This is a genomic window from Streptomyces sp. RG80, from assembly GCF_040446465.1.
Classification (GTDB): domain Bacteria; phylum Actinomycetota; class Actinomycetes; order Streptomycetales; family Streptomycetaceae; genus Streptomyces.
This window is the reverse complement of sequence record NZ_JBEAAJ010000015.1, coordinates 22,232-46,593: the sequence shown is the minus strand read 5'-3', so window position 1 is coordinate 46,593 and position 24,362 is coordinate 22,232. Positions and strand designations below refer to the sequence as shown.

Below are 24,362 nucleotides of genomic sequence, written 5' to 3'. Positions count from 1 at the left end.
GCATCCCGGAGGTGAGCCATGGCGACCACGACCGCGGCCCAGCGGCGCGAACAGGCACGGGTCGAGTACGACGCGTTCATCCGCGGCTGCCCCACCAACCAGCTCCTGGACCGCCTCAGCGACAAGTGGGTCAGCCTCGTCGTCTCCGCCCTCGCCGCCGGCCCCATGCGCTACAGCGACCTCACCCGCAAGATCGCCGGCGTCAGCCCCAAGATGCTCACGCAGACCCTGCGCGCACTGGAACGCGACGGCATCCTCGCCCGCACGGTCACCCCGTCCGTGCCGGTCCGCGTCGACTACGAACTCACCCCGCTCGGCCACAGCCTGGCCCTGCTCCTGACCGCGGTGAAGGACTGGGCGGAGACCCACATCGGGGAGGTCCACGAGGCCCGCGAGCGCTACGACACGACGGACTGACGGGTGGGAGCGGGGTTGGGGCCGCCTACACGTCCCCGGCGCGCAGCCGCTCGACCTGCTCGGCGCTGAACCGGGTCGTACGCCTCATGTGCTCGATGATCAGGGCCAGTTGGGCGTCACCGAGGTCGTCGAAGAGGGCGTTGTACCCGCCCCCCAGCCGGTCCCACACCCGCGTCAGCTCCGCGAGCCGCTCCGGCACGGTCGCCACCAGCACCCGCCGCCGGTCCGCCACGTCCCGCTCCCGCAGCACGTACCCGGCCCGCTCCAGCCGGTCCACCAACCGCGTCGCCGACCCGGTCGTCAGCCCCGTCAGCTCCGCGACCCGCCCGGTCGTCACCGGCCCACCCTCCAACGCCAGCAGGTTCAGACACTGCAAGTCGGTCGGATGCAGCCCCAGATGGTCGGCGACGGCCTGGTTGAAGAGGGCGTACGAGGCCATGTACCGGCGCGACACGGTGGCCAACTCGTCCAGCAACCGCTCACGTCCCGACCCCACCATGCCCGTGCCGCCCTTCATCTGCGCCGTGCAGAGATCGTACGACGCACAACAGCCCCACCCGGCCGCGACCGAGCACCCCACCCACCCGCAGCAGCACACCCCGCGCCCCGCCTGAAACACGCCCACGCCCAGCCGAAAGCAGACTCTCCACCCCGGCCGGAGACACGCGCCCCACCCCAGCCGAAAGCGGGCCCTCCACCCGCCCGGACGCAGTCGCCCCTCCCCCGCCCGGTCAGAAGAAGTACGTGTCCCCGGTGTCCAGCACCAGCACTCGCTGTCGGTCGTTCAGCCGGTTGCGGTCCACCACGCCGCCGCTCCACACCGTGTCGATCTCCAGCAGCACCTCGGCGGGCGCCCCCCGCAGCCGTAGCCGCAGCCCGATCTGTTCTCCCAGGCCGTCGGCGGCCAGTGCTCCCACGCGGCACAGCACCACCCGGGCCCCCGACCGCGCGCACCCGGTCGGCAGTTCCTGCCGGTTCGCCAACGGCTCCGACCAGCGCAGTCGTACCGTCGCGTCCGGTACCGCCGACGGCCCGTGGTTGCGCGGGGTGAACCGCACGTCGACCTGGCCCCCGGCCATCGAGGCGGCCCCGTGATAGGCCAGATCGGCCTCGGGCCAGTCGGTGGCGCCGGCGACGGCGACCGGGATCCCGCCGGCCACCGCCAGCACGGCCGCGACGCCCACAGCAACAACCCGCATACCGCACTCCTCACTCCGGCGTGGTCGTACAGGCGGATGTATCCCACGCGGAGCGGACGACAAGGCGCCGTGGCACCCGTATGGCAGGCTGCGGGCCATGTTCGTGCTGCGCTCGGCCGGTCTCTTCGTCCTCGCCGCCTTCTTCGAGATCGGCGGCGCCTGGCTGATCTGGCAGGGCGTGCGAGAGCACCGCGGCTGGCTGTGGATGACCGGCGGCGTGCTCGCTCTCGGCGCCTACGGCTTCGTCGCCACCCTCCAGCCCGACGCCCACTTCGGCCGCATCCTCGCCGCGTACGGCGGGATCTTCGTGGCCGGGTCGATCCTGTGGGGCGTCGTGGCGGACGGCTACCGACCCGACCGCTGGGACATCGCGGGCGCACTGATCTGCCTCGCGGGCATGGCGGTCATCATGTGGGCGCCGCGGGGGGAGTGAGGCGGGCACCCGCCGTCTACGGTGTCTCGTCCGGCAGCAGCCCCAGCTGCCCCAGGAACTCCATCTCGTCGAAGTAGAGCCGGTAGTCCACGATCTTGCCGTCCTTCACCGTGGCGATGTCCACCCCGCGGATCCTGACGTCCTTCTGCGTCGCCGGCAGGGACTCCCCGGTAGGCAGCTGGATCGGCCCGGTGTTCCGCCCGCTGAACCAGCCCTCGTCGATGGCCGTGTCACCGGTCTCGTAGGCGTGCAGCGTCTCGAACCTCGCCTCGGGCACCGCCTCCGTCATCTGCCGCCAGTACTCGACGATGTCGTCACGCCCGCGAAGCTCTCCCTCGTCGGGCGTGAAGGCGACCGCGTCCTCCGCGTACAGCTCGGCGATGACCTTCAGGTCCGGGTGCGTGGTCAGCGCATCGGTGAGCCGGTCCATGACCTCTCGTGCTTCACCCATAATCCACCTCGATGAGCCGGAGGATCACCATCCCCATGGTCTCACCGGGCCCGCGATCCGGACACTCCGGAGAAGACCACGGGAGCCGCATATCCTGAGGAAAGTCGTCTGAAGCCCCCTGAACACCGACCCGAGGAGCTCCCGCTCATGCCCAGCGCAGCGTCCCGCATCGCCGTCGTCACCGGTGCGAGCAGCGGAATCGGCGCCGCCACGGCCCGACAGCTCGCCGCCGCGGGCTACCGCGTCGTCCTGACCGCCCGCCGCAAGGACCGCATCGAGGCCCTGGAGGCGGAGATCAACGCGGCCGGCCACCAGGCGACGGCGTACCAGCTGGACGTCACCGACCGCGCCGCGGTCGACGAGTTCGCGTCGGCCTTCAGGACGATCGGCGTCCTGGTGAACAACGCGGGCGGCGCGCTCGGCGCCGACCCGGTGGCCACCGGCGACCCGGCCGACTGGCGCACGATGTACGAGACGAACGTCCTCGGCACCCTCAACGTCACCCAGGCCCTGCTCCCGAAGCTGGTCGCGAGCGGCGACGGCACGGTGGTGATCGTCTCCTCCACGGCCGGCCACGGCACGTACGAGGGCGGCGGCGGCTATGTCGCCGCCAAGCACGGCAGCCACGTCCTCGCCGAGACCCTCCGCCTGGAGATCGTCGGCCAGCCGGTGCGCGTCATCGAGATCGCCCCCGGCATGGTCAAGACGGACGAGTTCGCGGTGACCCGCTTCGGCGGCGACAGGGAGAAGGCCGCGAAGGTCTACGAGGGGGTCGCCGAGCCCCTCACGGCCGACGACGTCGCGGACACGATCACCTGGGCCGTCACCCGCCCCGCGCACGTCAACGTCGACCTCCTGGTCCTGCGCCCCCGCGCCCAGGCGTCGAACACGAAGGTCCACAGGGAGCTGTAGTGACCGGCGAAGGGACGGACGAAGGAGACGAGGAACTCGACCGCCGACGCCTGGCGTTGGAGAAGAAGCGCGAACGCATCGTCTGGTACTACCTCGGCTACTTCCTCTTCGGCATCCACATCGTCGCCTTCGTCATGATCTACGCGGTCACGCACGCGAAGTAGGGTCACAGGCCGTGGACAGACACGTAGCTTTCGACGGCCTGCACAACTTCCGTGACCTGGGCGGCTATCCGACGACCGACGGCCACCGCGTCCGTCCGGGCCGCCTCTACCGCGCGGACTCACTGGGCAGGTTGACCCCCGGCACCCCCGACTGGAGCCGCTTCCTGTCCCTCGGCATCGGCACGGTGATCGACCTCCGCCACGACTGGGAGATCGAGAAGCGGGGCCGGATCCCGGAAGACGCCTCCTTCACGTACCGCAACCTCAGCATCGAGCACCGCCCCTACAACCAGGCCGCGTTGGGCGCCGACGTGGACCCCGGCCCCTACCTCGCCGAACGCTTCCTGGAAGTGGCCGAGGACGGCACGAAGGAGATCCGCGAGGCCCTGGAACTGCTGGCGGAGTCCAAGGCGCCCCTGGTCTTCCACTGCGCCTCGGGCAAGGACCGCACAGGCGAACTGGCCGCCCTGATCCTGTCGTTGCTCGGCGTGGACGAGCGAACGATCATCGAGGACTTCAGCCTCACGGAACTGGCCACCCAAGCCCTCCTGTCGGACTGGAGAGCCCGCAACAACGGCAACTCCCCCAACTGGCCGGGCTTCGCCCGCGCCCCCGAGTCGGTGATGCGCCTGTTCCTGGAGCGACTGAACTCCCGCTACGGCTCGGTGCAGGGCTACGTCGCCGAGGCCCTGGGCATGGACGCGGAAGCACTCTCGACACGCCTCCGCGAGAACCTCCTGGAACCGACCCCGACCACCTGGCAACCCCTCACCTACCGCCGGGCAACCCCGCGGGACGCCCCGACCCTGGTCCGCCTCCGCGACTCGGTGGCCCTGTGGATGCTGGCCCGGGGAATCGACCAGTGGAAGCCGGGCGAGAAGGACGAGGCCCACTTCCGGCGCCGCATGGACGAGGGCGAGGTCTGGCTGGCGCACTCCGCCAATCACCTGGCCGGCGCCTACGAACTCTGGTGGACCGACGAGGCCGCCTGGGGCCCCCGCCCCGCCGAAGCCGGCTACATCCACCGCCTCATGACCACACCCCACCTGGCCCCACCCGGCACCGGCCGCGCCCTCCTCACCCACGCCGAATCCCGCATCACCGAAGCAGCCCTCCCCTACGCCCGCCTCGACTGCCTCTCCACCAACCCCCGCCTCCGCACGTACTACGAGTCGGCGGGCTACACAGTGGCCGGCGAACAGCCCGCGAAAGACGGCGGCCTGGGCAGCCCGTACGCGGTGACCTTGCTGGAGAAGCGGCTCGGATGACATGGCGAAGGGCCCGAGCCGCACCGGCCCGGGCCCTTCTTTCGGTCAGCCCTTCACGCAGACGACCTGCTTCAGCTTCGCGACGACCTCCACCAGGTCCCGCTGCTGGTCGATGACCTGCTCGATCGGCTTGTACGCACCCGGGATCTCGTCCACGACGCCGGAGTCCTTACGGCACTCCACGCCCCGCGTCTGCTCCTCCAGGTCCTTCGTCGAGAAGCGCCGCTTGGCCGCGTTGCGGCTCATACGGCGACCGGCGCCGTGCGACGCCGAGTTGAAGGACAGCGGGTTACCGAGGCCCTTCACGATGTACGAACCCGTGCCCATCGAGCCCGGGATGATGCCGTACTCCCCGGCCCGGGCGCTGATCGCTCCCTTGCGGGTGACGAGCAGGTCCATGCCGTCGTAGCGCTCGACGTTCACGTAGTTGTGATGGCAGCTGACCTCGGGCTCGAACGTCGGCTTCGCCTTCTTGAACTCCTTGCGGATCACGTTCTTGAAGAGCGCCATCATGATGGTGCGGTTGTACTTCGCGTACTCCTGCGCCCAGAAGAGGTCGTCGCGGTACGCCGCCATCTGAGGAGTGTCAGCCACGAAGACGGCGAGGTCTCGGTCGATCAGACCCTGGTTGTGCGGGAGCTTCTGCGCAACCCCGATGTGGTATTCCGCGAGTTCCTTGCCGATGTTGCGCGAACCGGAGTGCAGCATCAGCCACACCGATCCGGAATCGCAAATGTTTACTTCCGCAAAGTGATTTCCTCCACCGAGCGTGCCCATCTGCTTCCCGGCCCGTTCGCGGCGGAACTTCACCGCCTCCGCGATCCCGTCGAACCGCCCCCAGAAGTCCTCCCAGGGGGCCATGGAGAAGCCATGCAGCCGGGCCGGGTTCACCGGATCACCATGCATCGAGAAGCCGACCGGAATCGCCTCCTCGACCTTCGACCGCAGCCGAGACAGATCCCCCGGCAGATCATTAGCGGTCAGGGACGTCTTGACCGCCGACATCCCGCACCCGATGTCCACCCCCACCGCCGCAGGACACACCGCCCCCTGCATCGCGATGACCGACCCGACCGTCGCGCCCTTCCCGTAGTGCACGTCCGGCATCACGGCGAGGCCCTTGATCCACGGCAGGGTCGCGACGTTGCGCAGCTGCTGGAGCGCGACGTCCTCGACCGACGCCGGGTCGGTCCACATGCGGATGGGTACCTTCGCGCCCGGCATTTCCACGTACGACATATCGTCCTCATTCCCCCGGAATCAACCAAAAGTCTTAAATCGCAAAACCGGCGCCAAGATCAACGAATGAGACAACGGACCGGCGTCCACGGCTGTGCGTGCGATAGACATGGTGCACAGGGGCCACCCGCGCCCAGCAACCCATTAACCAGCAACGAAGAGGAGCCGACCGTGCAGCGGAAGGCGTATGTACCCGGCGTCGCGGCACTCCTCGTGGCGTTGCTGGCCGGCTGCACCGGCAGTTCGGACGACGGCGGCACCACGGACGACTCCAATCCCGGCGACGCCGGCACCGCTTCCGCCGTCGCCGAGCCCGGCCGGTACCGCACTCTCCCGGAGCCCTGTTCCGCGGTGGGCGAGAGCACGCTCGACTCGCTGCTGCCCGGCATCCCGCAGATCGCGGACGAGGACCAGCGCGAGAAGGCGTACGAGGGCGCGCCGACGGTCACCTTCGACACGGACCGCAAGGTCGGCTGCCGTTGGAAGGTCGAGTCCACGGACGCGACGGACCGGCTGCTGGTCGATCTGGAGCGGGTGGTGTCGTACGACACCTCGGTGAGTGACGACAGCCAGGCGGAGGCGCTGTTCGCGGAGAAGCAGGAGGCCGCCGATCTTCCGGAGCCCGAGGCCTCCGAGTCGAGCACGTCCGACGTGAGTTCCTCCGCGTCCCCGAGCTCGTCCCCTTCCGCCACCTCCTCCACCGCGACCGGTTCCCCCAGCGCCACCCCCTCCGATCTCCAGCCCCGCATCCTCGACGATCTCGGCGACGAGGCGTTCCTCGACGACGCGCTCAGCAGTTCCGGTTCGACGGCTCGCCAGCGCACGGTGACTGTGGCGTTCCGCACGTCCAATGTGATCGTGACGATCGTGTACGAGGAGCAGCCGGCGACGGTCGGTGTGGTGCCGGACAGTGAGGAAATGCAGGACAGGGCAAGGAAGCTGGCCTCTCAGCTGGCGGACACGCTGGCGGGTTGAGGCCTGTTCGGGCCGGTCGGCAATGCGGGCGAACCAAGCCGCACAGCTGTCTCACCGCGTACCGTGGCCCCTCGGACCCGATCCGACCGCAGGAGCACGAGCAGCGTCATGAGTGAAGGAACCATGCAGCGAGCAGCACAGCGAGACCACGACGGCAGGCGCACGAAGCGGCTCAACCGCGTTCTTCTCGGCGCGGCCGCAGTCCCGGTGATGCTGGTGGCGGCCGGCTGCTCCTCGGACTCCGGTTCGGACGATGCCGGCAGCGACAAGAGCTCCGAGACGTCGGCGTCCGTCAGCGCGTCGCCGACCGTGCAGGCGGCGACGTACAGCTCGTTGCCGGACGCGTGTGACACCTTGTCGAAGGGCACGCTGGGCGATCTCGTACCGAAGGCCTCCAAGTCCGGCAAGCAGGGCAAGTCGGACGATGTGGCGACGCGGGGCAGTTGCTCCTGGTCGAGCCTGGACAACAACGGCGTCAAGGGCTCCCAGTTCCGCTGGCTGAACGTCTCCCTGCTCCGTTTCGACTCGGACGCCACCCGTGGCGAGGGCGACAAGCTGGCGCAGACGTACTTCGACAAGCAGGTCCAGGACGCCCAGGCGGTGGACGGCGCGAAGAACGCCAAGGCGGCGCCGGTCACCGGTACGGGTGAGGCGGCGACGCTGGTGACGTACGACCTGAAGAAAAAGGAAGGCTCCTTCAAGCAGCAGACGCTGGTCACGCGCGTCGAGAACGTCGTCGTGACCATCGACTACAACGGCGCGGGTCTGGCGGGCGAGAAGACGCCGAGCGCCGACAGTCTGGCGAAGCTGGTGAAGAAGGCGGCCAAGGAGGCGGTGGCCTCGGTGACGAAGGCCAACTCGGGCGGCGGCACGGCCGGTTCGGCGAGCCCGTCCCCGTCGAAGTCCCCCTCGAAGTCCGCGTCCACGTCGCCCTCGAAGTCCCCGTCGAAGTCCGCGTCCCCGTCCAAGTCGGCTGCGAAGAAGAGCTGACGACACAGTCGACGAGGGACCGCCGGAGGGCTGACGTCCGCTACCGGGCACCCGTGCGCCGCACACATGTGCCACTCTGTTGCGCGCAACAACACGCAAGGGGAGGGGAGTACGGGTGGCCGCGCCAATGCAGCTGACTCGGATGCACCGCATTCTCATCGGCGTGGTCGTGTTCGGCGCCGTGATCATCGCCGGCATCGGCTTCGCAGGGTCGTACGCGGCCGTCCGCGAACTCGCCCTCAAGAAGGGCTTCGGGAACTTCAGTTACGTCTTCCCGATCGGCATCGACGCGGGCATCTGCGTCCTGCTCGCCCTGGACCTGCTGCTGACGTGGATCCGGATACCGTTCCCGCTGCTGCGGCAGACGGCGTGGCTGCTGACGGCGGCCACGATCGCCTTCAACGGCGCGGCGGCCTGGCCGGATCCGCTCGGTGTGGGCATGCACGCGGTCATCCCGATCCTGTTCGTGGTGTCGGTCGAGGCCGCCCGGCACGCGATCGGCCGGATCGCGGACATCACGGCCGACAAGCACATGGAGGGCGTCCGCCTCACCCGCTGGCTGCTCTCCCCCATCCCCACGTTCCTCCTGTGGCGCCGCATGAAGCTGTGGGAGCTGCGCTCCTACGAGCAGGTCATCAAGCTGGAGCAGGACCGCCTGGTCTACCAGGCCCGCCTCCACTCCCGCTTCGGCCGCGCCTGGCGCCGCAAGGCCCCGGTGGAGTCCCTGATGCCGCTGCGGCTGGCGCGCTACGGCGTGCCGCTGGCGGAGACCGCTCCGGCGGGCCTGGCGGCGGCGGGCATCGAGCCCGCGCTGCTGCCTCCGGCGCCGGTGCCGACGGCGACCCAGCAGGTCGAGGCGCCGGTGACGCAGCGGGCCGTCGAGGCCGCGCCCGTTCCGCAGCAGGCGACGGCTCCCGTCGAGGAGCAGTACGAGCAGGTGCCGGAAGAGAGCCCCTGGTTCAACACGCCCCAGCAGATCGAGTACCAGGGCGGCTACGACCCCGCGTACGACCCGGACCAATACGCCCAGTGGTACCCGGAGGAGCAGCCGGTGTACGACGAGCCCTCCCCGGAGGAGACCGGCAGTTTCCCCATCCCGGCCGGTCCCGGCCGTACCCGCGAGCTCGGCGAGGGCGGCGGCAGCCCGGAGCCGACCGAGGAGGACTACTACCAGGTCTTCCGCCAGTCGATAAACGGCAGCCTCCCCACGGCCCGCCAGTTCGCGGACGCGGTGGAGGACACGTACGGCAGTGAGATCCAGGACGCCGAGGCGAAGCGCATGGTGACCCGCTTCTCGAACCGCTTCAACGCGGAGCTGGAAGAGGACCACATCGCGTAACAGCCACATCCGCTACGACGATGGGGGCGCCCGGTGGTTCACCGGGCGCCCCCATCGTCGTAGAAACGGCCCGGCCTACTCCCCGAGCAGGGTCCGCACCCGCTCCTGGCCCACGGCCAGCAGCAGGGTGGGCAGTCGGGGACCGGTGTCACGGCCCACCAGCAGGTGGTAGAGCAGCGCGAAGAACGTCCGCTGGGCGGTCTTGATCTCCGGCGGCAGCTCCTTGGGCGTCGCGTCCGCGGAGAACCCGGCCTGCACCTTGGGCACGCCGTACACGAGGTGGGTCAGTCCGTCGAGCGACCAGTGCTCGGCGAGTCCGTCGCGCAGCAGGCGCAGCGACTCCACGGACGCCTCGTCGAGGGACTTCAGCAGCTCGCTGTCGGGCTCCTCGCGCACGATGGTCCGCTGGTCGGCGGGGACGTGCGTGTTGATCCAGGCCTCGGCCTTGTCGTACCGCGGCCGGGCCTCGGCCAGGGAGGACAGCGGGTCCGAGGGGTCCAGCTCGCTGAGGATGCGCAGCGCCTGGTCCTCGTGTCCGGCGGTGATGTCCGCGACGGACGCGAGCGTCCGGTACGGCAGCGGCCGGGCGGTCCGGGGCAGCTCGCCGCCGGCCGTGCGCACCGCGCGGGAGTGCGCGGCGACGTCGGCGGGCAGGGCGGACCCGTCGGCCACCTTGGCGTCGAGCTTGTCCCACTCGTCGTAGAGCCGCTGGATCTCCTGGTCGAAGGCGATCTTGAAGGACTGGTTGGGCCGGCGGCGGGCGTATAGCCAGCGCAGCAGCTGAGGCTCCATGATCTGAAGCGCGTCACCCGGTGTGGGCACGCCCCCCTTGGACGAGGACATCTTCGCCATCCCGGAGATCCCCACGAAGGCGTACATGGGCCCGATGGGCTGCTTCCCGCCGAAGATCCCGACGATCTGCCCGCCGACCTGGAAGGAGGAGCCCGGAGACGAGTGGTCGACACCGCTAGGCTCGAAGACGACCCCCTCGTACGCCCACCGCATCGGCCAGTCGACCTTCCAGACCAGCTTGCCGCGGTTGAACTCGTTCAGCCGGACGGTCTCGGAGAAGGCGCAGACGTCGCAGGTGTACGTCAGCTCGGTGCTGTCGTCGTCGTACGCGGTGACGGTCGTGAGGTCCTTCTCGCAGTTGCCGCAGTACGGCTTGTACGGGAAGTACCCGGCCGTCCCGGAGGAGCCGTCGTCCTCGTCCGCGGCCCCCGACCCCTCCGCGGCCTCCAACTCGGCCTCGTCGACGGGCTTCTGCGACTGCTGCTTCTTCGCGGGAGCCTTCTTGGTCCGGTACTGGTCGAGGATCGCGTCGATGTCACCGCGGTGCTTCATGGCGTGCAGCACCTGCTCGCGGTACACGCCGGAGGTGTACTGCGCGGTCTGGCTGATCCCGTCGAACTCCACACCCAGCTCGGCGAGCGCCTCGACCATGGCGGCCTTGAAGTGCTCGGCCCAGTTCGGGTACGCGGACCCCTTCGGCGCCGGCACCGAGGTCAGCGGCTTGCCGATGTGCTCGGCCCAGGAGTCGTCGATGCCCGCAATACCGGCCGGCACCTTGCGGTAGCGGTCGTAGTCGTCCCAGGAGATGAGGTGCCGGACCTGGAGCCCCCGGCGCCGGATCTCGTCGGCGACCAGGTGCGGGGTCATCACCTCGCGCAGGTTCCCGAGGTGGATCGGCCCCGACGGGGACAGCCCGGACGCGACGACGACCGGTTTGCCCGGGGCCCGACGCTCCGACTCCTCGATGACCTCATCCGCGAAACGGGAGACCCAGTCGGTGGTCTCGGTGCTCTGAGCCACGGCGCACGTCCTTCTTTCTACCGGGACAGCCGGTACGGTCTACGGCTGGCGTGGCCATTCTCCCAGCTAGTCCGTCAAGCGCGAAAACGCCTTTTCCCAGACGCGCCCCAACGGCGGCGCAGCCGCGTCTGGGGGCGCGGGGCTGTATGGATAGGCGGCGCAGCCGCCTTCAGGGGCGCGGGGAACTGCGCGACCAGCCCCCACCGGCCCGCGGCCAAAAATTCGCTACACCCCCCATGGGATACTGGCCACGTCTGAAACAACCCCACGAGGAGAACGGCTCCCACCCCATGACCTCGGTCACGTCGCTCACCGGCCAAGTCCACCAGCGCCTCATCGACGCCCTCACTTCCGCCCTGCCGGAAACCGACGGAGTCGACCCGCTGCTGCGACGTAGCGACCGGGCCGACTACCAGGCCAACGGGATCCTGGCCCTCGCGAAGAAGGCGAAGGCGAACCCCCGCGAGCTGGCCACGCAGGTCGTCGCACAGGTCGAGTCCGGCGACGTGATCAAGGACATCGAGGTCTCCGGCCCCGGCTTCCTCAACATCACGCTCACCGACAAGGCGATCACCGACAACCTCGCCGCCCGCTACACCGACCCCACCCGCCTGGGCGTCCCGCCGAAGCAGAACCCCGGCATCACGGTCGTCGACTACGCCCAGCCGAACGTGGCGAAGGAGATGCACGTCGGTCACCTGAGGTCCGCGGTGATCGGCGACGCCCTCCGCGGCATGCTCGACTTCACCGGCGAGCGGACGATCGGCCGGCACCACATCGGCGACTGGGGCACCCAGTTCGGCATGCTCATCCAGTACCTGGTCGAGAACCCCGGCGAGCTGGCCCCGCCCGAGGACGTCGACGGCGAGCAGGCCATGTCGAACCTGAACCGGGTCTACAAGGCGTCGCGCGCGGTCTTCGACGCGGACGAGGAGTTCAAGGAGCGCGCGAGGAAGCGGGTCGTCGCCCTCCAGTCCGGTGACAAGGAGACCCTCGAACTCTGGCAGCAGTTCGTGGACGAGTCGAAGGTCTACTTCTACTCGGTCTTCGAGAAGCTGGACATGGAGATCCGGGACGAGGAGATCGTCGGCGAGTCCGCGTACAACGAGGGCATGCCGGAGACCGCCCGCCTCCTGGAGGAGATGGGCGTGGCGGTCCGCTCCGAGGGCGCGCTGGTCGTGTTCTTCGACGAGATCCGCGGCAAGGACGACCAGCCGGTCCCGCTGATCGTGCAGAAGGCGGACGGCGGCTTCGGCTACGCGGCCTCCGACCTGACGGCGATCCGCAACCGTGTCGTCGACCTGGACGCGACGACCCTGCTCTACGTCGTCGACGTACGCCAGTCGCTGCACTTCAAGATGGTCTTCGAGACGGCCCGCCGCGCCGGCTGGCTCGGCGACGACGTCACCGCGCACAACATGGGCTACGGCACGGTGCTGGGCGCGGACGGCAAGCCGTTCAAGACCCGTGAGGGCGAGACGGTGAAGCTGGAGGACCTCCTCGACGAGGCTGTCGAGCGGGCCACCGCGGTCGTGCGCGAGAAGGCCGAGAAGGTGGGCCTGACCGAGGAGGAGATCGTCGAGAACGGCCGGTACGTCGGCATCGGCGCCGTGAAGTACGCGGACCTGTCGACCTCGCCGAGCCGGGACTACAAGTTCGACCTGGACCAGATGGTCTCGCTGAACGGCGACACGTCGGTCTACCTCCAGTACGCGTACGCCCGTATCCGGTCGATCCTGCGCAAGGCCGACGACAAGCGGCCGACCGCTCACCCGGAGCTCGAACTCGCCCCGGCGGAGCGGGCGTTGGGCCTGCACCTGGACGCGTTCGGCGAGCAGCTCGCGGAGGCGACGGCGGAGTACGCCCCGCACAAGCTGGCGGCGTACCTGTACCAGCTGGCGTCGCTGTACACGACGTTCTACGACCAGTGCCCGGTCCTGAAGGCGGACACGGAGGAGCAGAAGGAGAACCGTCTGTTCCTCTGCGACCTGACCGCCCGCACCCTCCACCAGGGCATGGCCCTGCTGGGCATCAGGACGCCCGAGAAGCTCTGAACCGACGCGCTGTGGCCCGTCCTCCCCATCGGGAGGACGGGCCACCGCCGTTTTCCGACGTCTCGGCCCTGGATCCGGTCGCCCCTAGATCCAGCTGGGCAGGTGCTCCTGCGCGTAGCGGGCCCCGAATCCGCCCTGGGGCAGGATCGCGTCGATCGCGGCGAGGTCGGTCTCGGTCAGGACGACGTCGGCGGCACCGGTGTTCTCCTCGATGCGCCGCACGCTGCGGGTGCCCGGGATGGGCACGATGTGCTCGCCGCGGGTGAGCAGCCAGGCCAGGGCGAGCTGGGAGACGGTGGCGCCCTTGGTGGCGGCGAGGTCGGCGAGCCGGTCGACGGCCTCGACGTTCTTCTCGAAGTTGCCGGGCTGCCAGCGCGGGTCGGTGTTGCGCATGTCGGTGGCGTCGTAGGAACCGGCGGGCTTGGCGGTGCCGGTGATGAAGCCGCGGCCGAGCGGGGAGTAGGGGACGAAGCCGATGCCGAGTTCGTCGAGGAGCGGGAAGAGCTGCTCGGCGTCCCGCTCGAACAGGGAGTACTCGGTCTGGAGGACCGACACGGGCTGTACGGCGTGGGCGCGACGGATGGTCTGGGGCCCGGCCTCGCTCAGGCCGAAGTACTTGACCTTGCCCGCGTCGATCAGCTCCTTGACGGTCCCGGCGACCTCCTCGATGGGTACGTCCGGGTCGACGCGGTGCTGGTAGAAGACGTCGATGTGGTCGACGCCGAGGTAGCGCAGGCTGTTGTCGGCGACCTTGCGGATGTTGTCGGGCCGGCTGTTGAGGCCGAATCCCTTGGACATGTCGGAGAGGTCGGACAGGTCGAAGCCGAACTTGGTGGCCAGGACCACGTCGTCGCGGAAGTCCTTGACCGCCTTGCCGACCAGGATCTCGTTGGAGCCGGTGCCCCAGCCGTAGAGCTCGGCGGTGTCGATGAAGGTGACGCCGAGGTCGTGGGCACGCTGGATGGCGGCGACGCCCTCCTGTTCGTCACCGGGGCCGTAGGCCATGGTCAGGCCCATCGAGCCGTAGCCGATCGCCGAGGCGGTCAGACCCTGGCCGCCGAGTGTCCGCTGCTGCATGACGCGCTCCTCTGAAGTCGTCCCTCGGGAAATCACCCCTCGGAAAGTCATCCCTGGGGTAAAACCAAAATGTTTGCTTTGGCTCTCGCTTCCCGACTGTACGCCCGAACGGCGACCATCGCCAAACAAACCTTTTTGGCCAGGTAGTCTCGGGAGCATGACTCCTTCGGCCGCCGCGGACTCGACCCGCGACCGCATCGTCACCGCGGCCAGGGCCGAGTTCGCCCGGTACGGCATCGCCGGCGCGCGGATCACCCGTATCGCCAAGGCCGCGAGGACCAGCACGGAGCGCCTCTACGCCTACTTCCGCAGCAAGGAGGAGCTCTACGGCTTCGTCGCCGGACAGGAGCTCGCCGCGGTGTCCGAGGCGACCCGCCTGGACGCCACCGACCTGCCGGAGTACGCCGGGCGGGTGCACGACTACTTCACGCGCCACCCCGACCGCTACCGGCTCATGAGCTGGGGCCGACTGGAACTCGCGGGCGACGCGACCCACGAGACCATCCGCCGCAAGGTCGGACAGCTCCGCGAGGCCCAGGAGGCCGGCCACCTGGACCCCGCCTGGGACCCGATCGACGTGCTCGTCCTCCTCAACCAGATCGCCACGGCCTGGCCCGGCCAGCTCGACCTCGTCGACGCGGCCGGCGACAACGTCCGCGACCCCTCCCCGGAGGCTCGCCGCGCCGCGGTCGTCGCCGCCGTGCAGCGCCTGTTCCCCGCCGCCACGGAGAAGTGACCGCCCCCTGACCGCCGTCTGCGGACCCCGCCCGGAATGCCTCCTACCGCGGTCCTCATCCGGACAAGTCCTGCCGTACTGCGGCATGTGAAGGCCTCGTGCCCCTCCCCCGCACCCCGCCACGCACACCCCCGACGTGACCCGGTGCTTCACAAGCCCCCCACGCCACGTTTCGCACACACCGTGACGGCACCCCCACTTGGCACTCTCTTTACTCGCCCGTACCGGCGTCCGGTTCACCACCCCCGGCATCCCCCGATGGTTGACCCATACACGACAACCCCGTCACGCTCCCCCAGGTCATCGCCGAGCCGCACCGGCCCGGATGCCGGTGCCGAACACGGGGGAACACCATCAATCACCGCAGATCATTGAGCGGCGCGCTGCTCGCGTTCACCGCCGCCACCGCACTCACCGTCACCGCCCTGAGCCCGGCGCAAGCCGCGGCGGGGTCCGACACCACCGAAGTCACCTACCGGGGACACACGTTCACCGTCCCGGACGACTGGAAGGTCGTGGACCTCCAGAAGTCACCGGCCACCTGTGTCCGTTACGACAGCCACGTCGTCTACCTGGGCACCCCGGGCGCCGAACAGGACTGCCCGGCAACGGCGTTCGGCCGCACCGAAGCCCTGCTCGTGGAGCCCTCGGACGTGAACGCCACCACGGTGACCGAGAACCGCACCTCGCACACGTACTGGGCCGAGACGAAGGGCATCAAGGTCACCGCCTCCTACGGCGAGAACCGTGACCGGATCAGGGAGATCCTGGACAGCGCCGCTCTCCCCGTGGACCGGGCGACGCCCGCGGCCACCGCGGCCGCCCCCACCCTCCAGGCCCTCCCCGCGGACGCGACGAACTTCCAGGGCAAGGGCTTCGACCGCTGCACCGCGCCCTCCACGGCCCAGATGAACGCCTGGAAGTCCGCCTCGCCGTACGGCGCGGTCGGCATCTACGTCGGCGGGGTCAACGCCGGCTGCAAGGACACCTTCGACGCGGCCTGGGTGCAGGCGCAGTACAACAGCGGCTGGCGGTTCATGCCGATCTACGTCGGCCCGCAGGCCGAGTCCAACGCGGGCAGCTGCGGCGGCGACTGCGTGGTCATCACCGACCCGGCCGCCCAGGGCGCGGAGTCGGCCCGGGACGCGGTCGCCCAGGCGCAGGGTTACGGCTTCCCGGCCGGCTCGGTCCTCTACTACAACATGGAGCACTACAACGAGCCCGCCTCCACCGCCAAGGTGCTGGCCTTCCTGGAGTCGTGGACCGACACCGTCCACGAACTGGGCTACCGCTCCGGCGCGTACGGCAGCGTGTCCTCGCTGATCGAGGATCTGGTCGCGGCCGGTGCGGGCTACACCCAACCGGACGTCATCGACTTCGCCCGCTGGGACGAGGTGGAGACCACCCAGGACCGCGCGATCCCGGACGACATGTGGGCGAACCACCAGCGGGTCAAGCAGTACGACGGCCCGACCGAGGACGACCCGAACCGCGAGACGTGGGGCGGCGTGACCCTCGACATCGACCACGACCTCCTCGACGTGGGCGAGGGCGGCACCCAGCCCCCGGTCCAGAAGGACACGGCCCTCGCCTACACCGGCCCGGCCACCGTCTCCAACGGCTCCCCGGCCGCCCTGTCGGCCACGCTCACCGAGAAGGACGGCGGCGCCCCGGTGCCCGACCGCGAGGTCACCCTCACGCTCGGCCCGACGGACCACCTCCAGACCTGCACGGCGAAGACCGCCGCGGACGGCAAGGCGACCTGCACGATCGACAAGGTCGCCCAGCCCCTCACCGCCACGGCCACCGTCCCGCTCAAGGCCACGTTCGCCGGCGACGAGGCCTACAAGCCGTCCGAGGCGAGCGCCGAACTGAAACTCCAGTACGTCACCGGCCGCGCCTACGGCCTCTCCGCCCAGATCCCGGTCCTGGTCCTGCCCATCGGCATCGCGCCCACCCCGGACACCGGCGTGGTCCGCGCGGCGGACGCCAAGACGGTCGCCCCGGCCTGCGCGGCGCCGATCAATCTGCTGGTCCTGAGCGCCGACATCCTCTGCGCGAAGGTCGAGACGAAGATCGGCCCGAGCAGCTCCACTGCGACCGCGACCGTCGAGGACGCCCGGATCGGTCTGCCCGGCCTGCCCGTGGTCGCCCTGTCCGGCGTCACGGCCACGTCCACCAGCAGCTGCACGGCCGCGACCGGAAGCACGGACCTGTCGCTGACCGTCGCCGGTACCCCCGTCGAGATCGGTGACGTGCCGAACTACACGGTCGACCTCGGTCCGGCCGCCAAGCTCGTGCTCAACGAGCAGATCAGGACGGCGACCGGTCTGACGGTCAACGCGGCCCATCTGACCGCGGCGGGAGGTGTGGACGTGGTCATCGCGTCCAGCGCCTCGGACGCCTACAACTGCGCGTGAATCGGGGGAAGTTCAGCATGACCACCAAGAGAAGCGGCACCCTGCTCACAGGCCTGCTCACGACCCTCGCCCTGGCCCTGACAGCCACGGCGACGGCAACGGCAAGCGCTGCCGACGAACCCGCCACCCTGGCCAAGCCCGCCTTCCTGGCCCCGTTCGAGTGCGACGCGGTCTGGACGTACTCCACCTACCCGGACCACGGCAACGTCCTGGACTTCGTCAAGGCCGAGGGCCCGAGCGCCGGTGCCCCCGTCCTCGCCTCGGCCGCGGGCACGGCCACCCGCCACAACCAGCCCGAAGGCGGCGGCCAGTACATCCGGATCACCCACGCCGACGGCTGGACCACCGAGTACATGCACCTCGCCACCTACGAGGTCCCGAACGGCGCCCAGGTCACCCCGGGCACCGTGATCGGCACGGTCGGCAGCACCGGCAACACCACCGGCCCGCACCTCCACTACGAGCAGGAACTGAACGGCGTACACCAGGACATCGAGCTGGAGGGCAAGGTCCTTACGCCCTACCCGTCCGAGTACAACGAGAAGTTCATCACCAGCACCAACGGCTGCGACGGCGACCCGGAACCCCCCGTCCAGAAGGACACGGCACTCGCCTACGACGGCCCCACCACGGTCTCCAACGGCTCCCCGGCACCCCTGTCGGCGAAGCTCACGGAGAAGGCCGGCGGCGCCGCGGTGCCCGACCGCGAGGTGCCCCTCGCCCTGGGCGAGCAGTCCTGCAAGGCGAGGACCACCACCGAGGGCAAGGCGACCTGCACGATCGACAAGGTCGCCCAGCCCCTCACCGCCACGGCCACCGTCCCGGTCAAGGCGACCTTCGCCGGCGACACGGCGTTCAAGCCCTCGGAGGCCACCGCCGAGGTGAAACTCCAGTACGCCACCGGCCGGGCCTACGGTCTCTCCGCCAGGGTGCCGGTCCTGGTCCTGCCGATCGTCATCGCACCGACCCCGGACACGGGCGAGGTCCGGGCGGCGGACGCCAAGTCGGTGGCCCCGGCCTGCGCCCAGAACGTCAACGCCGTGGTCCTCACCGCCGACGCCCTGTGCGCGGACGTCACGACCACGGTCGGCCCCAGCGGCTCGACCGCCAAGTCGACGCTGGCGAAGGCCAGTCTGGGCCTGCCGGGCCTGCCCGTGATCGAGGTCTCGGGCGTCACCGCGACCTCCACCAGCACCTGCGCGGCGAGCACCGGCACGACCGCCCTGAAGCTCACCATCGCGGGCACCCCGGTCACGATCCCGGACACCCCGAACCACACGATCGACCTCGGCGCCGGAGCCAGGATCGTGGTCAACGAGCAGACGACCACGCCCACCGGCCTGACCGTCAACGCCCTCCACATCACCGGCCTGGGCGGCACGGACGTCGTCCTCGCGTCAAGCACGAGCGGCGCACACAACTGCACATGACCGACTAGCCAGTTGAGCAAAGAAGCGCAGCGAACCCCCGGCAGGGTGGCCGAACTCGCAAGACCCACCCTGCCGGTCCCGCTCAGAGGCTGAGCATGGCCCGCAGGGCTATGTCGATACGTTCCATCCGCTCGGCGGGGACATCGCCGTGGTACGTCCCCTGCTCGAAACGCGTCAGCCGGAAGTTGTAGAGGTCGGGCGCGAGCACCACACCCGACAGCGGCGCCTCGACGCGCACGGTGACCAGCGACTCCCCGCGCTCCCCGGACGTGTCGAGCAGGGCGCACAGCACGGCATCGGGACGGAGATCGGCGACATGGTCGTTCTGGACGATGACGACCGTACGGGCCCGCCCCACGGTGGGAACGGTCCACACCTGCCCGCGTTTCAGCTGTTGCACAGGTCGCCTGATCCCTTGTCGCTCCGGCTACGAACACACGATCACCGTGAGCCTACTCGTCGCCCCGCGATTCGCTACACCAGGAGACGGGCCTCATCCACGGGACAGGCGAATTCCGCCCACACCACCTTGCCGGGATTCCGCTGCCCCACCCCCCACTTGTCGGCGAGCGCGGCGACGAGAAACAGCCCACGGCCACCCTCACCGTCCCCGGGCGGGTCCGAGGCATACGGCTCCCCGCCCCCGCTGTCATGCACCTCGACCCGCAGTACGTCACCGTCGTACCGCACCCGCAGCAGAAACCCCCGCCCCGGCGGCGCCCCGTGCACGAGCGCGTTGGTCGCCAGTTCGCTCACACACAGCGATACGTCGTCGGCGCGCTCCCAGTCGGCGAGTTCCCAGTACCTCAGCGACCACCGGGCGAACCGCCTGGCCGCGGAGACGGAACGGCGGTCACGGGCGTAGAACTGATCTCGCTGATAGAGGATTTGGCTCTCGTCGTTCACGGGAAGAATGTCGCGCAGAGTCACCGGAGGGAAGCAGCGAGTCGACCCGTACAGTTTTTTTGTACGGGCTCCCACCCGGTGACGTACGGGTCACCTGGGGGATTGAGACCAGCATGAGCGCGAAGAAGCCGCCGCGGCCGAAGAACCTGACCTCGATGAAGATGCTGGGCAAGCAACTGAGCGCGGCACGCCGCGTCGCGGGCTACACCCAGACCGCCCTGGCCGAGCTCGTCCAGGTCAACGACGAGACGCTCGCCTCGATCGAGCAGGGCAGAAGGACATTGAAACCGGACCTCGCGGCCCGCCTGGACGACGCGCTCCAGACCAAGGGGATGCTGTCGGCGGGCGTGGCGAACCTGCCGGAGATCGACCAGTTCCCGATGTGGGCGGAGCTGTACATGGAGCATGAGAGGGAGGCGATCGCGTTGTCCCTCTATGCCAACCAGGTGTTGCCCGGCCTTCTTCAGACGCGGGCGTACGCGGAGGCGGTGCTCAGGGAACGCGTTCCGGCCTACGGCGAGGAGGAGATCGCCACCAAGACCACGGGCCGCATGGAACGGCAACAGATCCTCCAGCGCGAGACCCCGCCAACCCTCAGCTTCGTGATCTGGGAGCCGGTGCTCCAACTGATGATCGGCGGGCCCGAGGTCCGCGCGGAACAGCTCCGGCACCTGCGCGCCTACGCTGAACTGCCCTGCGTGTCACTCCAGTTCCTACCGATGAACAGCCCCTCTCACGCCGGACTGAACGGCCCCTTCGTCCTCCTGGAGACCCCGGACCATCAACATCTGGCCTACGTCGAAGGGCAGCGTGGCAGCCAATGGGTCTCTGACGCAGATGAGGTGTCCATCCTCGCTCGCAAGTATGCGATGCTGCGAGCACAGGCCCTGTCTCCCTTGGACTCGAAGGGTCTGCTGGATCGTCTGCTAGGAGAGCGATGAGCACCGAGGCCCTTCAGTGGTTCAAGTCGACGTACAGCGGCGATGAGGGCGGCGAATGCCTCGAAGTCGCCCACGCCCAGAACACGGTCCACGTTCGCGACTCCAAGACCCCCGACGGCCCCACCTTCCAGGTGGCCGCATCCACCTGGACCGCCTTCCTCGACACCACCACCGTCTAGACCGGAACTCCCGTCCCCGCACGGCTCGTTCCGCCGGGTCGGCGTCCCAGGACGTACACCCGGGAGTACGGCGCCGTCTCCGCGGACCGTTTCCGCAGGGCCTCGATGTCCGTGCCCGGTGGCCACCGTGTGCCCTCGGACCACTGGATGCCGGTGAGGCCGGGGTCGTTGGGGTTCACGCCGGTGAGGTCCGCCTCGGTGAAGTCGTCGAGTGCGCCGTCGAGGAGGGCGGTGACGAGGCCCTCGGTCGTGGGGAGGTCGAGTCGGCGGGCCGCTTCGAGGGCGACCTCGTCGGCGAGGGGCCGGACATCGCGGTCCAGGCCCTGGACGCGGCCGGGGTTGCCGGAACGGGCGGCTTCCTCGACGGTGGCGGCGAACTCCATGGCACGGTCGCGGCGCAGGACGGCTCGGCCGAGGTCGTGGACGAAGGCTCGGGCGAAGACGCTGGTGAGGGCGAGGACGGCGCGGACCTCGAGGGTGGGGGCGGCGTCGAGGTTGAAGTTGCGGGCGCGGGCGAAGTCCCTGGCCAGTTCGGCGTAGCGCTCGCCGTGCGCGTCCCCCGCGCCCCGGGGGAGATCGCCGACGAGCACGAGCGCCCGTACGAGAAGCTCACCGACGACACAGGCCGCGATCAACGGGTCCTTGCGCGCGACCAGTCGCCGCTCGGCGGGCAGGGCACGCAGGGCCTCGGCGACATCGGCCTCCGACATCCACCGCGGTTCCAGGGCGTTCGACGAACCGGAGCCCGCCGTCGCCGAGTTCAAGGCCTCCTCAGGGTGCCGGAGGATGTCCGCCAGGCCGCCCTCGACATCCAGCACCAAACCCAGACCCCGTACGACGTCCTCGTGCCCACCGGCCTGCTCCCGCACCTCCCGCAGCCCCTCGTCCACGTCGAGGAACCGGGACAGTCCGTCGCGCAGTTCGTCGTGCTCGCGGGAGAGCCATTCGTCGCGCATCACTCCTCCTCCCGGCGTTCGAGGTACCGGGCAACGGAGTTGCGCGCCTTGAACAGGTTCGACCGTACCGCCGCGCCCTCGATCCCGATCAGCTTCGCGATCTCGGCGGGTCCCCAGCCGTCCAACGTCAGGGCCAGCACCTGCCGTTGCCGCGCGGGTAACTCACGGAGCACCTGGACGATCTCCTGCTCCTGTAACCAGGTCTCGGCGGCCTCCGGCCGGCGCAGCAGGGCCACGGGGTCGGGCACCTCGTCCACCGGCTCCTCCTCGGCCCGCATGACGTGCCGCAGGAACTCCCGGTAGGCGACCTTGTAGGCCCAGCTCGCGGGCGACTTGATCTCCTGCCACCTGCGGTAGGCCTTGACCATCGTGTCCTGCACGAACTCGACGGCCCGCTCGACGGGCGCGCCCTGGTAGACGAGATACGCGGTCAGCCTCGGCAGGTAGTCACGGTAGAAGCGGCCGAAGGCCTCCTCGTCCTCGGGCGACAGACCGTACGACGGATACGTGCCCCGCTCCTCCGAGGCCCCCGTGCCACCGCCGCCGACCGGCAGCGGCTCCCTGGAGTCCCCGTCCTCGTCCTCCGGCGGGCCCGGGTCCGTCACGCCGTCTCCCTCCCGTCGGGGTCACAGTGGCAGCACGTCTGTTCCCGTCCGCGGCGCCTGGCCCACCGTAACCTCAACTCCTCTCTGATCAAGGCGACTACGTGAATCCCCAGCCCCGCCGGTGCCGTGACGACCGACGCCGCCCCGTCCCGCCTGAACCACGGGTCGCAAGATCTTCGGGGGGCGTTGTCAGTGGCTGCCCCTACAGTCGTCGGCATGGCAACGCTCCCCAACCCGCTGCCGAGGCTCGCCGACCTCGGCCTCGCCCTGCCGCCGGGCAGGCTGATCGACATGACCGACGACGGTCCCTGGTCCGAGCCGCTGCTGTGGCTCGCCGACGACAGGGCGAGCGCGGGCGCGTGGTCCGCGCTCCAGGAGGCGCCGCGCACGGTCGGACTGCTGCCGGTGGTGGTGGACGCGGGCGGGGGCCATGGCGGCCCGGAGGACTGGGAGTTGATGCCGGGCGAGATGTCGTACCCCGGCGACCACGACCCGGAGGAGGTCCTGGCCGACTTCTGGGAGGCGTGCGCCACGGAGGAGGACGGCGACTGGCCCGGCCTGGCGGAGCCCTCCGCCGACGCCACCATCGACCCGGTGTCCGTTTCGGCGGCCGCGTCGGCTGCCGTCGTCGACGACCTCCTCGCGCCCGGCGGCCCCCTGAAGGAGCCGCGCCTGGCCCTGGTCCCGGCCCGCCGCAGCGCCGACATCCCGGCGGCGATCGGCTGGACGGGCCCGGCGAACCACGAGAACGACACGGCCCGCCTCAGCGCGGTCCTCCGCTCCTGGGAGGACCGCTTCGGCACACGGGTCGTGGCGCTCGGCTTCGACCACCTCGTGCTCTCCGTCGCGGCCCCGCCGACGACACTGCCCGAGGCTGAAGCCCTGGCCGCCGAGCACTTCGCGTTCTGCCCGGACAACATCTGGCAGGGCGCCGACGCGACCCTGAAGGCCTACGCCGAACGCCAGTTGCTCGGTCAGCCGGCCTGGTCCTTCTGGTGGGACTGAGGCACGACGATCCCGAACTCCTCGGCCAGCACCCCCACGACCTCCTCCTCGGCCACCTCCCGCTTGCCTACAGTGCCGTCGGGGGACGTGACGATCAACTCCCGGTCGAGCAGGAGGACATGCTCATCACCCCGCATGCGCTGCACGTACCGGCGCTGGACGAAGGGTGAGCGCGGGTGCGTGGCGACGTACCAGTTGGCGACCTCGAAGTCGGGCCGCGCGGCGGGGTCCAGCGTGAAGCTGTACTGCCGCCGCCAGCCGGCCCCCCACACCGAGCCCGGCTCGTAGGTCTCCAGCACCCACAGGTCCAGGGGCCCGGGATGCGTCACCAGCACCAGCCGGTGCCGTCGCCCCGCCCCCTCGGCCTCGACGCCCGCCACCAGCGGCACCGGCTCCAGCAGCGCGCCGACCGACCCGTACCCGACATCGGCGAGGTAGGGCCGGGGCTCCCCCGGCACCTCCACCAGCAGCGTCAGATGGGTGCGCGGCCGCCCCGAGTCGGGCGCCCCGTCCGCGCCCACCAGAACCCGGGCCGCCAGCCTGGTCACCCCGAAGCCGAGCGCCTCCAGGGCGTGCAGGAGCAGGGTGTTGTGCTCGTAGCAGTACCCTCCGCGCCGCCCGTGGACCAGCTTGTCCTGTAGATCACCGATGGCGAGCGAGGGGGCGGTGCGGTTCAGGGCGTCGAGGTTCTCGTAGGGGATCGCCCGCGTATGCGCGAGGTGCACCCCCCGCAGGGTCGCCGCGTCGGGCACCCGGCCCCCCTCCCACCCGATCCGGCCGAGGTACGCGTCGAGGTCGAACTCCACTGTGTCGGACATGACTCAACCCTAGGCACACCCCGGGCGCCCGTCGGC

At 69.9% G+C, this 24,362-nt stretch carries 26 protein-coding genes; 15 read left to right on the top strand and 11 right to left on the bottom strand.

Annotated features, from left to right (window positions below):
• The first annotated feature begins 18 nt into the window (after positions 1–18).
• Positions 19–417: a winged helix-turn-helix transcriptional regulator gene (locus tag ABKA17_RS41100; protein WP_353697524.1), complete on the top strand. Its 399-nt coding sequence runs from the start codon at positions 19–21 to the stop codon at positions 415–417.
• Between the two features lie 25 nt (positions 418–442).
• Here ABKA17_RS41100 and ABKA17_RS41095 read toward each other — a convergent pair whose 3' ends face one another.
• On the bottom strand, positions 443–916 hold the full coding sequence (locus ABKA17_RS41095) for a MarR family winged helix-turn-helix transcriptional regulator (RefSeq protein WP_353697523.1): 474 nt from the start codon (positions 914–916) through the stop codon (positions 443–445).
• A gap of 232 nt (positions 917–1,148) precedes the next feature.
• Positions 1,149–1,616 carry a hypothetical protein gene (locus ABKA17_RS41090; protein ID WP_353697522.1) on the bottom strand — a complete coding sequence of 156 codons (468 nt, stop codon included), beginning with the start codon at positions 1,614–1,616 and terminating at the stop codon, positions 1,149–1,151.
• A 97-nt stretch (positions 1,617–1,713) separates the two neighbouring features.
• On the opposite strand from ABKA17_RS41090, the gene ABKA17_RS41085 reads away from it, so the two are divergent.
• Entirely contained in the window at positions 1,714–2,049 is a 336-nt protein-coding gene (locus ABKA17_RS41085; protein WP_353697521.1) for a YnfA family protein, read from the top strand.
• 16 nt (positions 2,050–2,065) lie between these two features.
• Here ABKA17_RS41085 and ABKA17_RS41080 read toward each other — a convergent pair whose 3' ends face one another.
• Positions 2,066–2,500, bottom strand: coding sequence for an ester cyclase (locus ABKA17_RS41080; RefSeq protein WP_353697520.1), 435 nt, complete (start codon positions 2,498–2,500; stop codon positions 2,066–2,068).
• A 147-nt stretch (positions 2,501–2,647) separates the two neighbouring features.
• On the opposite strand from ABKA17_RS41080, the gene ABKA17_RS41075 reads away from it, so the two are divergent.
• From ABKA17_RS41075 to ABKA17_RS41065, 3 genes are read left to right on the top strand one after another with little or no spacing between them, the layout of a single operon-like run.
• A complete protein-coding gene (locus tag ABKA17_RS41075; RefSeq protein WP_353697519.1) occupies positions 2,648–3,412 on the top strand; it encodes an SDR family NAD(P)-dependent oxidoreductase in 765 nt (254 codons plus the stop codon).
• Positions 3,412–3,576, top strand: a complete 165-nt coding sequence (locus ABKA17_RS41070; RefSeq protein WP_353697518.1) for a hypothetical protein — start codon at positions 3,412–3,414, stop codon at positions 3,574–3,576. Before ABKA17_RS41075 ends, ABKA17_RS41070 begins: the two co-directional genes overlap by 1 nt.
• Positions 3,577–3,587: 11 nt before the next feature.
• Complete coding sequence (locus ABKA17_RS41065; RefSeq protein WP_353697517.1) at positions 3,588–4,844, top strand: GNAT family N-acetyltransferase; 1,257 nt, start codon at positions 3,588–3,590, stop codon at positions 4,842–4,844.
• Between the two features lie 45 nt (positions 4,845–4,889).
• On the opposite strand, the gene ABKA17_RS41060 is transcribed toward ABKA17_RS41065, so the two are convergent.
• Positions 4,890–6,083 (bottom strand): RtcB family protein, encoded by a 1,194-nt coding sequence (locus ABKA17_RS41060; RefSeq protein WP_353697516.1) that lies wholly within the window; start codon positions 6,081–6,083, stop codon positions 4,890–4,892.
• A 171-nt stretch (positions 6,084–6,254) separates the two neighbouring features.
• Between ABKA17_RS41060 and ABKA17_RS41055 the strand changes: the two genes are divergently transcribed.
• The 3 genes from ABKA17_RS41055 (at position 6,255) to ABKA17_RS41045 (ending at position 9,387) form a co-directional block, all read left to right on the top strand.
• On the top strand, positions 6,255–7,058 hold the full coding sequence (locus tag ABKA17_RS41055) for a DUF3558 domain-containing protein (protein ID WP_353697515.1): 804 nt from the start codon (positions 6,255–6,257) through the stop codon (positions 7,056–7,058).
• A gap of 123 nt (positions 7,059–7,181) precedes the next feature.
• Complete coding sequence (locus ABKA17_RS41050; RefSeq protein ID WP_353697514.1) at positions 7,182–8,048, top strand: DUF3558 domain-containing protein; 867 nt, start codon at positions 7,182–7,184, stop codon at positions 8,046–8,048.
• Positions 8,049–8,175: 127 nt separating this feature from the next.
• Positions 8,176–9,387 (top strand): DUF2637 domain-containing protein, encoded by a 1,212-nt coding sequence (locus tag ABKA17_RS41045; RefSeq protein ID WP_502994527.1) that lies wholly within the window; start codon positions 8,176–8,178, stop codon positions 9,385–9,387.
• A 75-nt stretch (positions 9,388–9,462) separates the two neighbouring features.
• On the opposite strand, the gene lysS is transcribed toward ABKA17_RS41045, so the two are convergent.
• Positions 9,463–11,199: a lysine--tRNA ligase gene (gene lysS / locus ABKA17_RS41040; RefSeq protein WP_353697512.1), complete on the bottom strand. Its 1,737-nt coding sequence runs from the start codon at positions 11,197–11,199 to the stop codon at positions 9,463–9,465.
• A gap of 290 nt (positions 11,200–11,489) precedes the next feature.
• Here lysS and argS point away from each other — a divergent pair, with 290 nt between their 5' ends.
• Entirely contained in the window at positions 11,490–13,253 is a 1,764-nt protein-coding gene (gene argS, locus ABKA17_RS41035; protein WP_353697511.1) for an arginine--tRNA ligase, read from the top strand.
• An 84-nt stretch (positions 13,254–13,337) separates the two neighbouring features.
• Here the strand turns inward: argS and ABKA17_RS41030 are convergent, their stop codons facing one another.
• Complete coding sequence (locus ABKA17_RS41030) at positions 13,338–14,330, bottom strand: aldo/keto reductase (protein ID WP_353697510.1); 993 nt, start codon at positions 14,328–14,330, stop codon at positions 13,338–13,340.
• A gap of 157 nt (positions 14,331–14,487) precedes the next feature.
• Here ABKA17_RS41030 and ABKA17_RS41025 point away from each other — a divergent pair, with 157 nt between their 5' ends.
• From ABKA17_RS41025 to ABKA17_RS41015, 3 genes are all read left to right on the top strand, one after another.
• Entirely contained in the window at positions 14,488–15,066 is a 579-nt protein-coding gene (locus tag ABKA17_RS41025) for a TetR/AcrR family transcriptional regulator (protein WP_353697509.1), read from the top strand.
• Between the two features lie 371 nt (positions 15,067–15,437).
• Positions 15,438–17,486 (top strand): choice-of-anchor P family protein, encoded by a 2,049-nt coding sequence (locus tag ABKA17_RS41020; protein WP_353697508.1) that lies wholly within the window; start codon positions 15,438–15,440, stop codon positions 17,484–17,486.
• A gap of 17 nt (positions 17,487–17,503) precedes the next feature.
• On the top strand, positions 17,504–18,916 hold the full coding sequence (locus tag ABKA17_RS41015) for a choice-of-anchor P family protein (RefSeq protein ID WP_353697507.1): 1,413 nt from the start codon (positions 17,504–17,506) through the stop codon (positions 18,914–18,916).
• An 82-nt stretch (positions 18,917–18,998) separates the two neighbouring features.
• Here the strand turns inward: ABKA17_RS41015 and ABKA17_RS41010 are convergent, their stop codons facing one another.
• Positions 18,999–19,316, bottom strand: coding sequence for a type II toxin-antitoxin system PemK/MazF family toxin (locus ABKA17_RS41010; protein WP_353697506.1), 318 nt, complete (start codon positions 19,314–19,316; stop codon positions 18,999–19,001).
• 74 nt (positions 19,317–19,390) lie between these two features.
• Positions 19,391–19,822 carry an ATP-binding protein gene (locus tag ABKA17_RS41005; protein WP_353697505.1) on the bottom strand — a complete coding sequence of 144 codons (432 nt, stop codon included), beginning with the start codon at positions 19,820–19,822 and terminating at the stop codon, positions 19,391–19,393.
• Positions 19,823–19,935: 113 nt separating this feature from the next.
• Here ABKA17_RS41005 and ABKA17_RS41000 point away from each other — a divergent pair, with 113 nt between their 5' ends.
• Both ABKA17_RS41000 and ABKA17_RS40995 read left to right on the top strand, forming a co-directional pair.
• Positions 19,936–20,763: a helix-turn-helix domain-containing protein gene (locus ABKA17_RS41000; protein WP_353697504.1), complete on the top strand. Its 828-nt coding sequence runs from the start codon at positions 19,936–19,938 to the stop codon at positions 20,761–20,763.
• Positions 20,760–20,942: a DUF397 domain-containing protein gene (locus ABKA17_RS40995; RefSeq protein ID WP_353697503.1), complete on the top strand. Its 183-nt coding sequence runs from the start codon at positions 20,760–20,762 to the stop codon at positions 20,940–20,942. Before ABKA17_RS41000 ends, ABKA17_RS40995 begins: the two co-directional genes overlap by 4 nt.
• On the opposite strand, the gene ABKA17_RS40990 is transcribed toward ABKA17_RS40995, so the two are convergent.
• Together ABKA17_RS40990 and ABKA17_RS40985 are read right to left on the bottom strand one after the other, a co-directional pair.
• The gene (locus ABKA17_RS40990) at positions 20,939–21,898 is read right to left on the bottom strand and encodes a hypothetical protein (protein WP_353697502.1); all 960 of its coding nucleotides are present in this window, start codon (positions 21,896–21,898) and stop codon (positions 20,939–20,941) included. The genes ABKA17_RS40995 and ABKA17_RS40990 overlap by 4 nt on opposite strands.
• A complete protein-coding gene (locus ABKA17_RS40985) occupies positions 21,898–22,503 on the bottom strand; it encodes an RNA polymerase sigma factor (protein WP_353697501.1) in 606 nt (201 codons plus the stop codon). Before ABKA17_RS40985 ends, ABKA17_RS40990 begins: the two co-directional genes overlap by 1 nt.
• A 216-nt stretch (positions 22,504–22,719) precedes the next feature.
• Here ABKA17_RS40985 and ABKA17_RS40980 point away from each other — a divergent pair, with 216 nt between their 5' ends.
• Positions 22,720–23,508 (top strand): DUF4253 domain-containing protein, encoded by a 789-nt coding sequence (locus ABKA17_RS40980; RefSeq protein WP_353697500.1) that lies wholly within the window; start codon positions 22,720–22,722, stop codon positions 23,506–23,508.
• On the opposite strand, the gene ABKA17_RS40975 is transcribed toward ABKA17_RS40980, so the two are convergent.
• Entirely contained in the window at positions 23,478–24,326 is an 849-nt protein-coding gene (locus ABKA17_RS40975; protein ID WP_353697499.1) for an arylamine N-acetyltransferase family protein, read from the bottom strand. The two genes, ABKA17_RS40980 and ABKA17_RS40975, sit on opposite strands and share 31 nt — an antisense overlap.
• Positions 24,327–24,362: the final 36 nt, after the last annotated feature.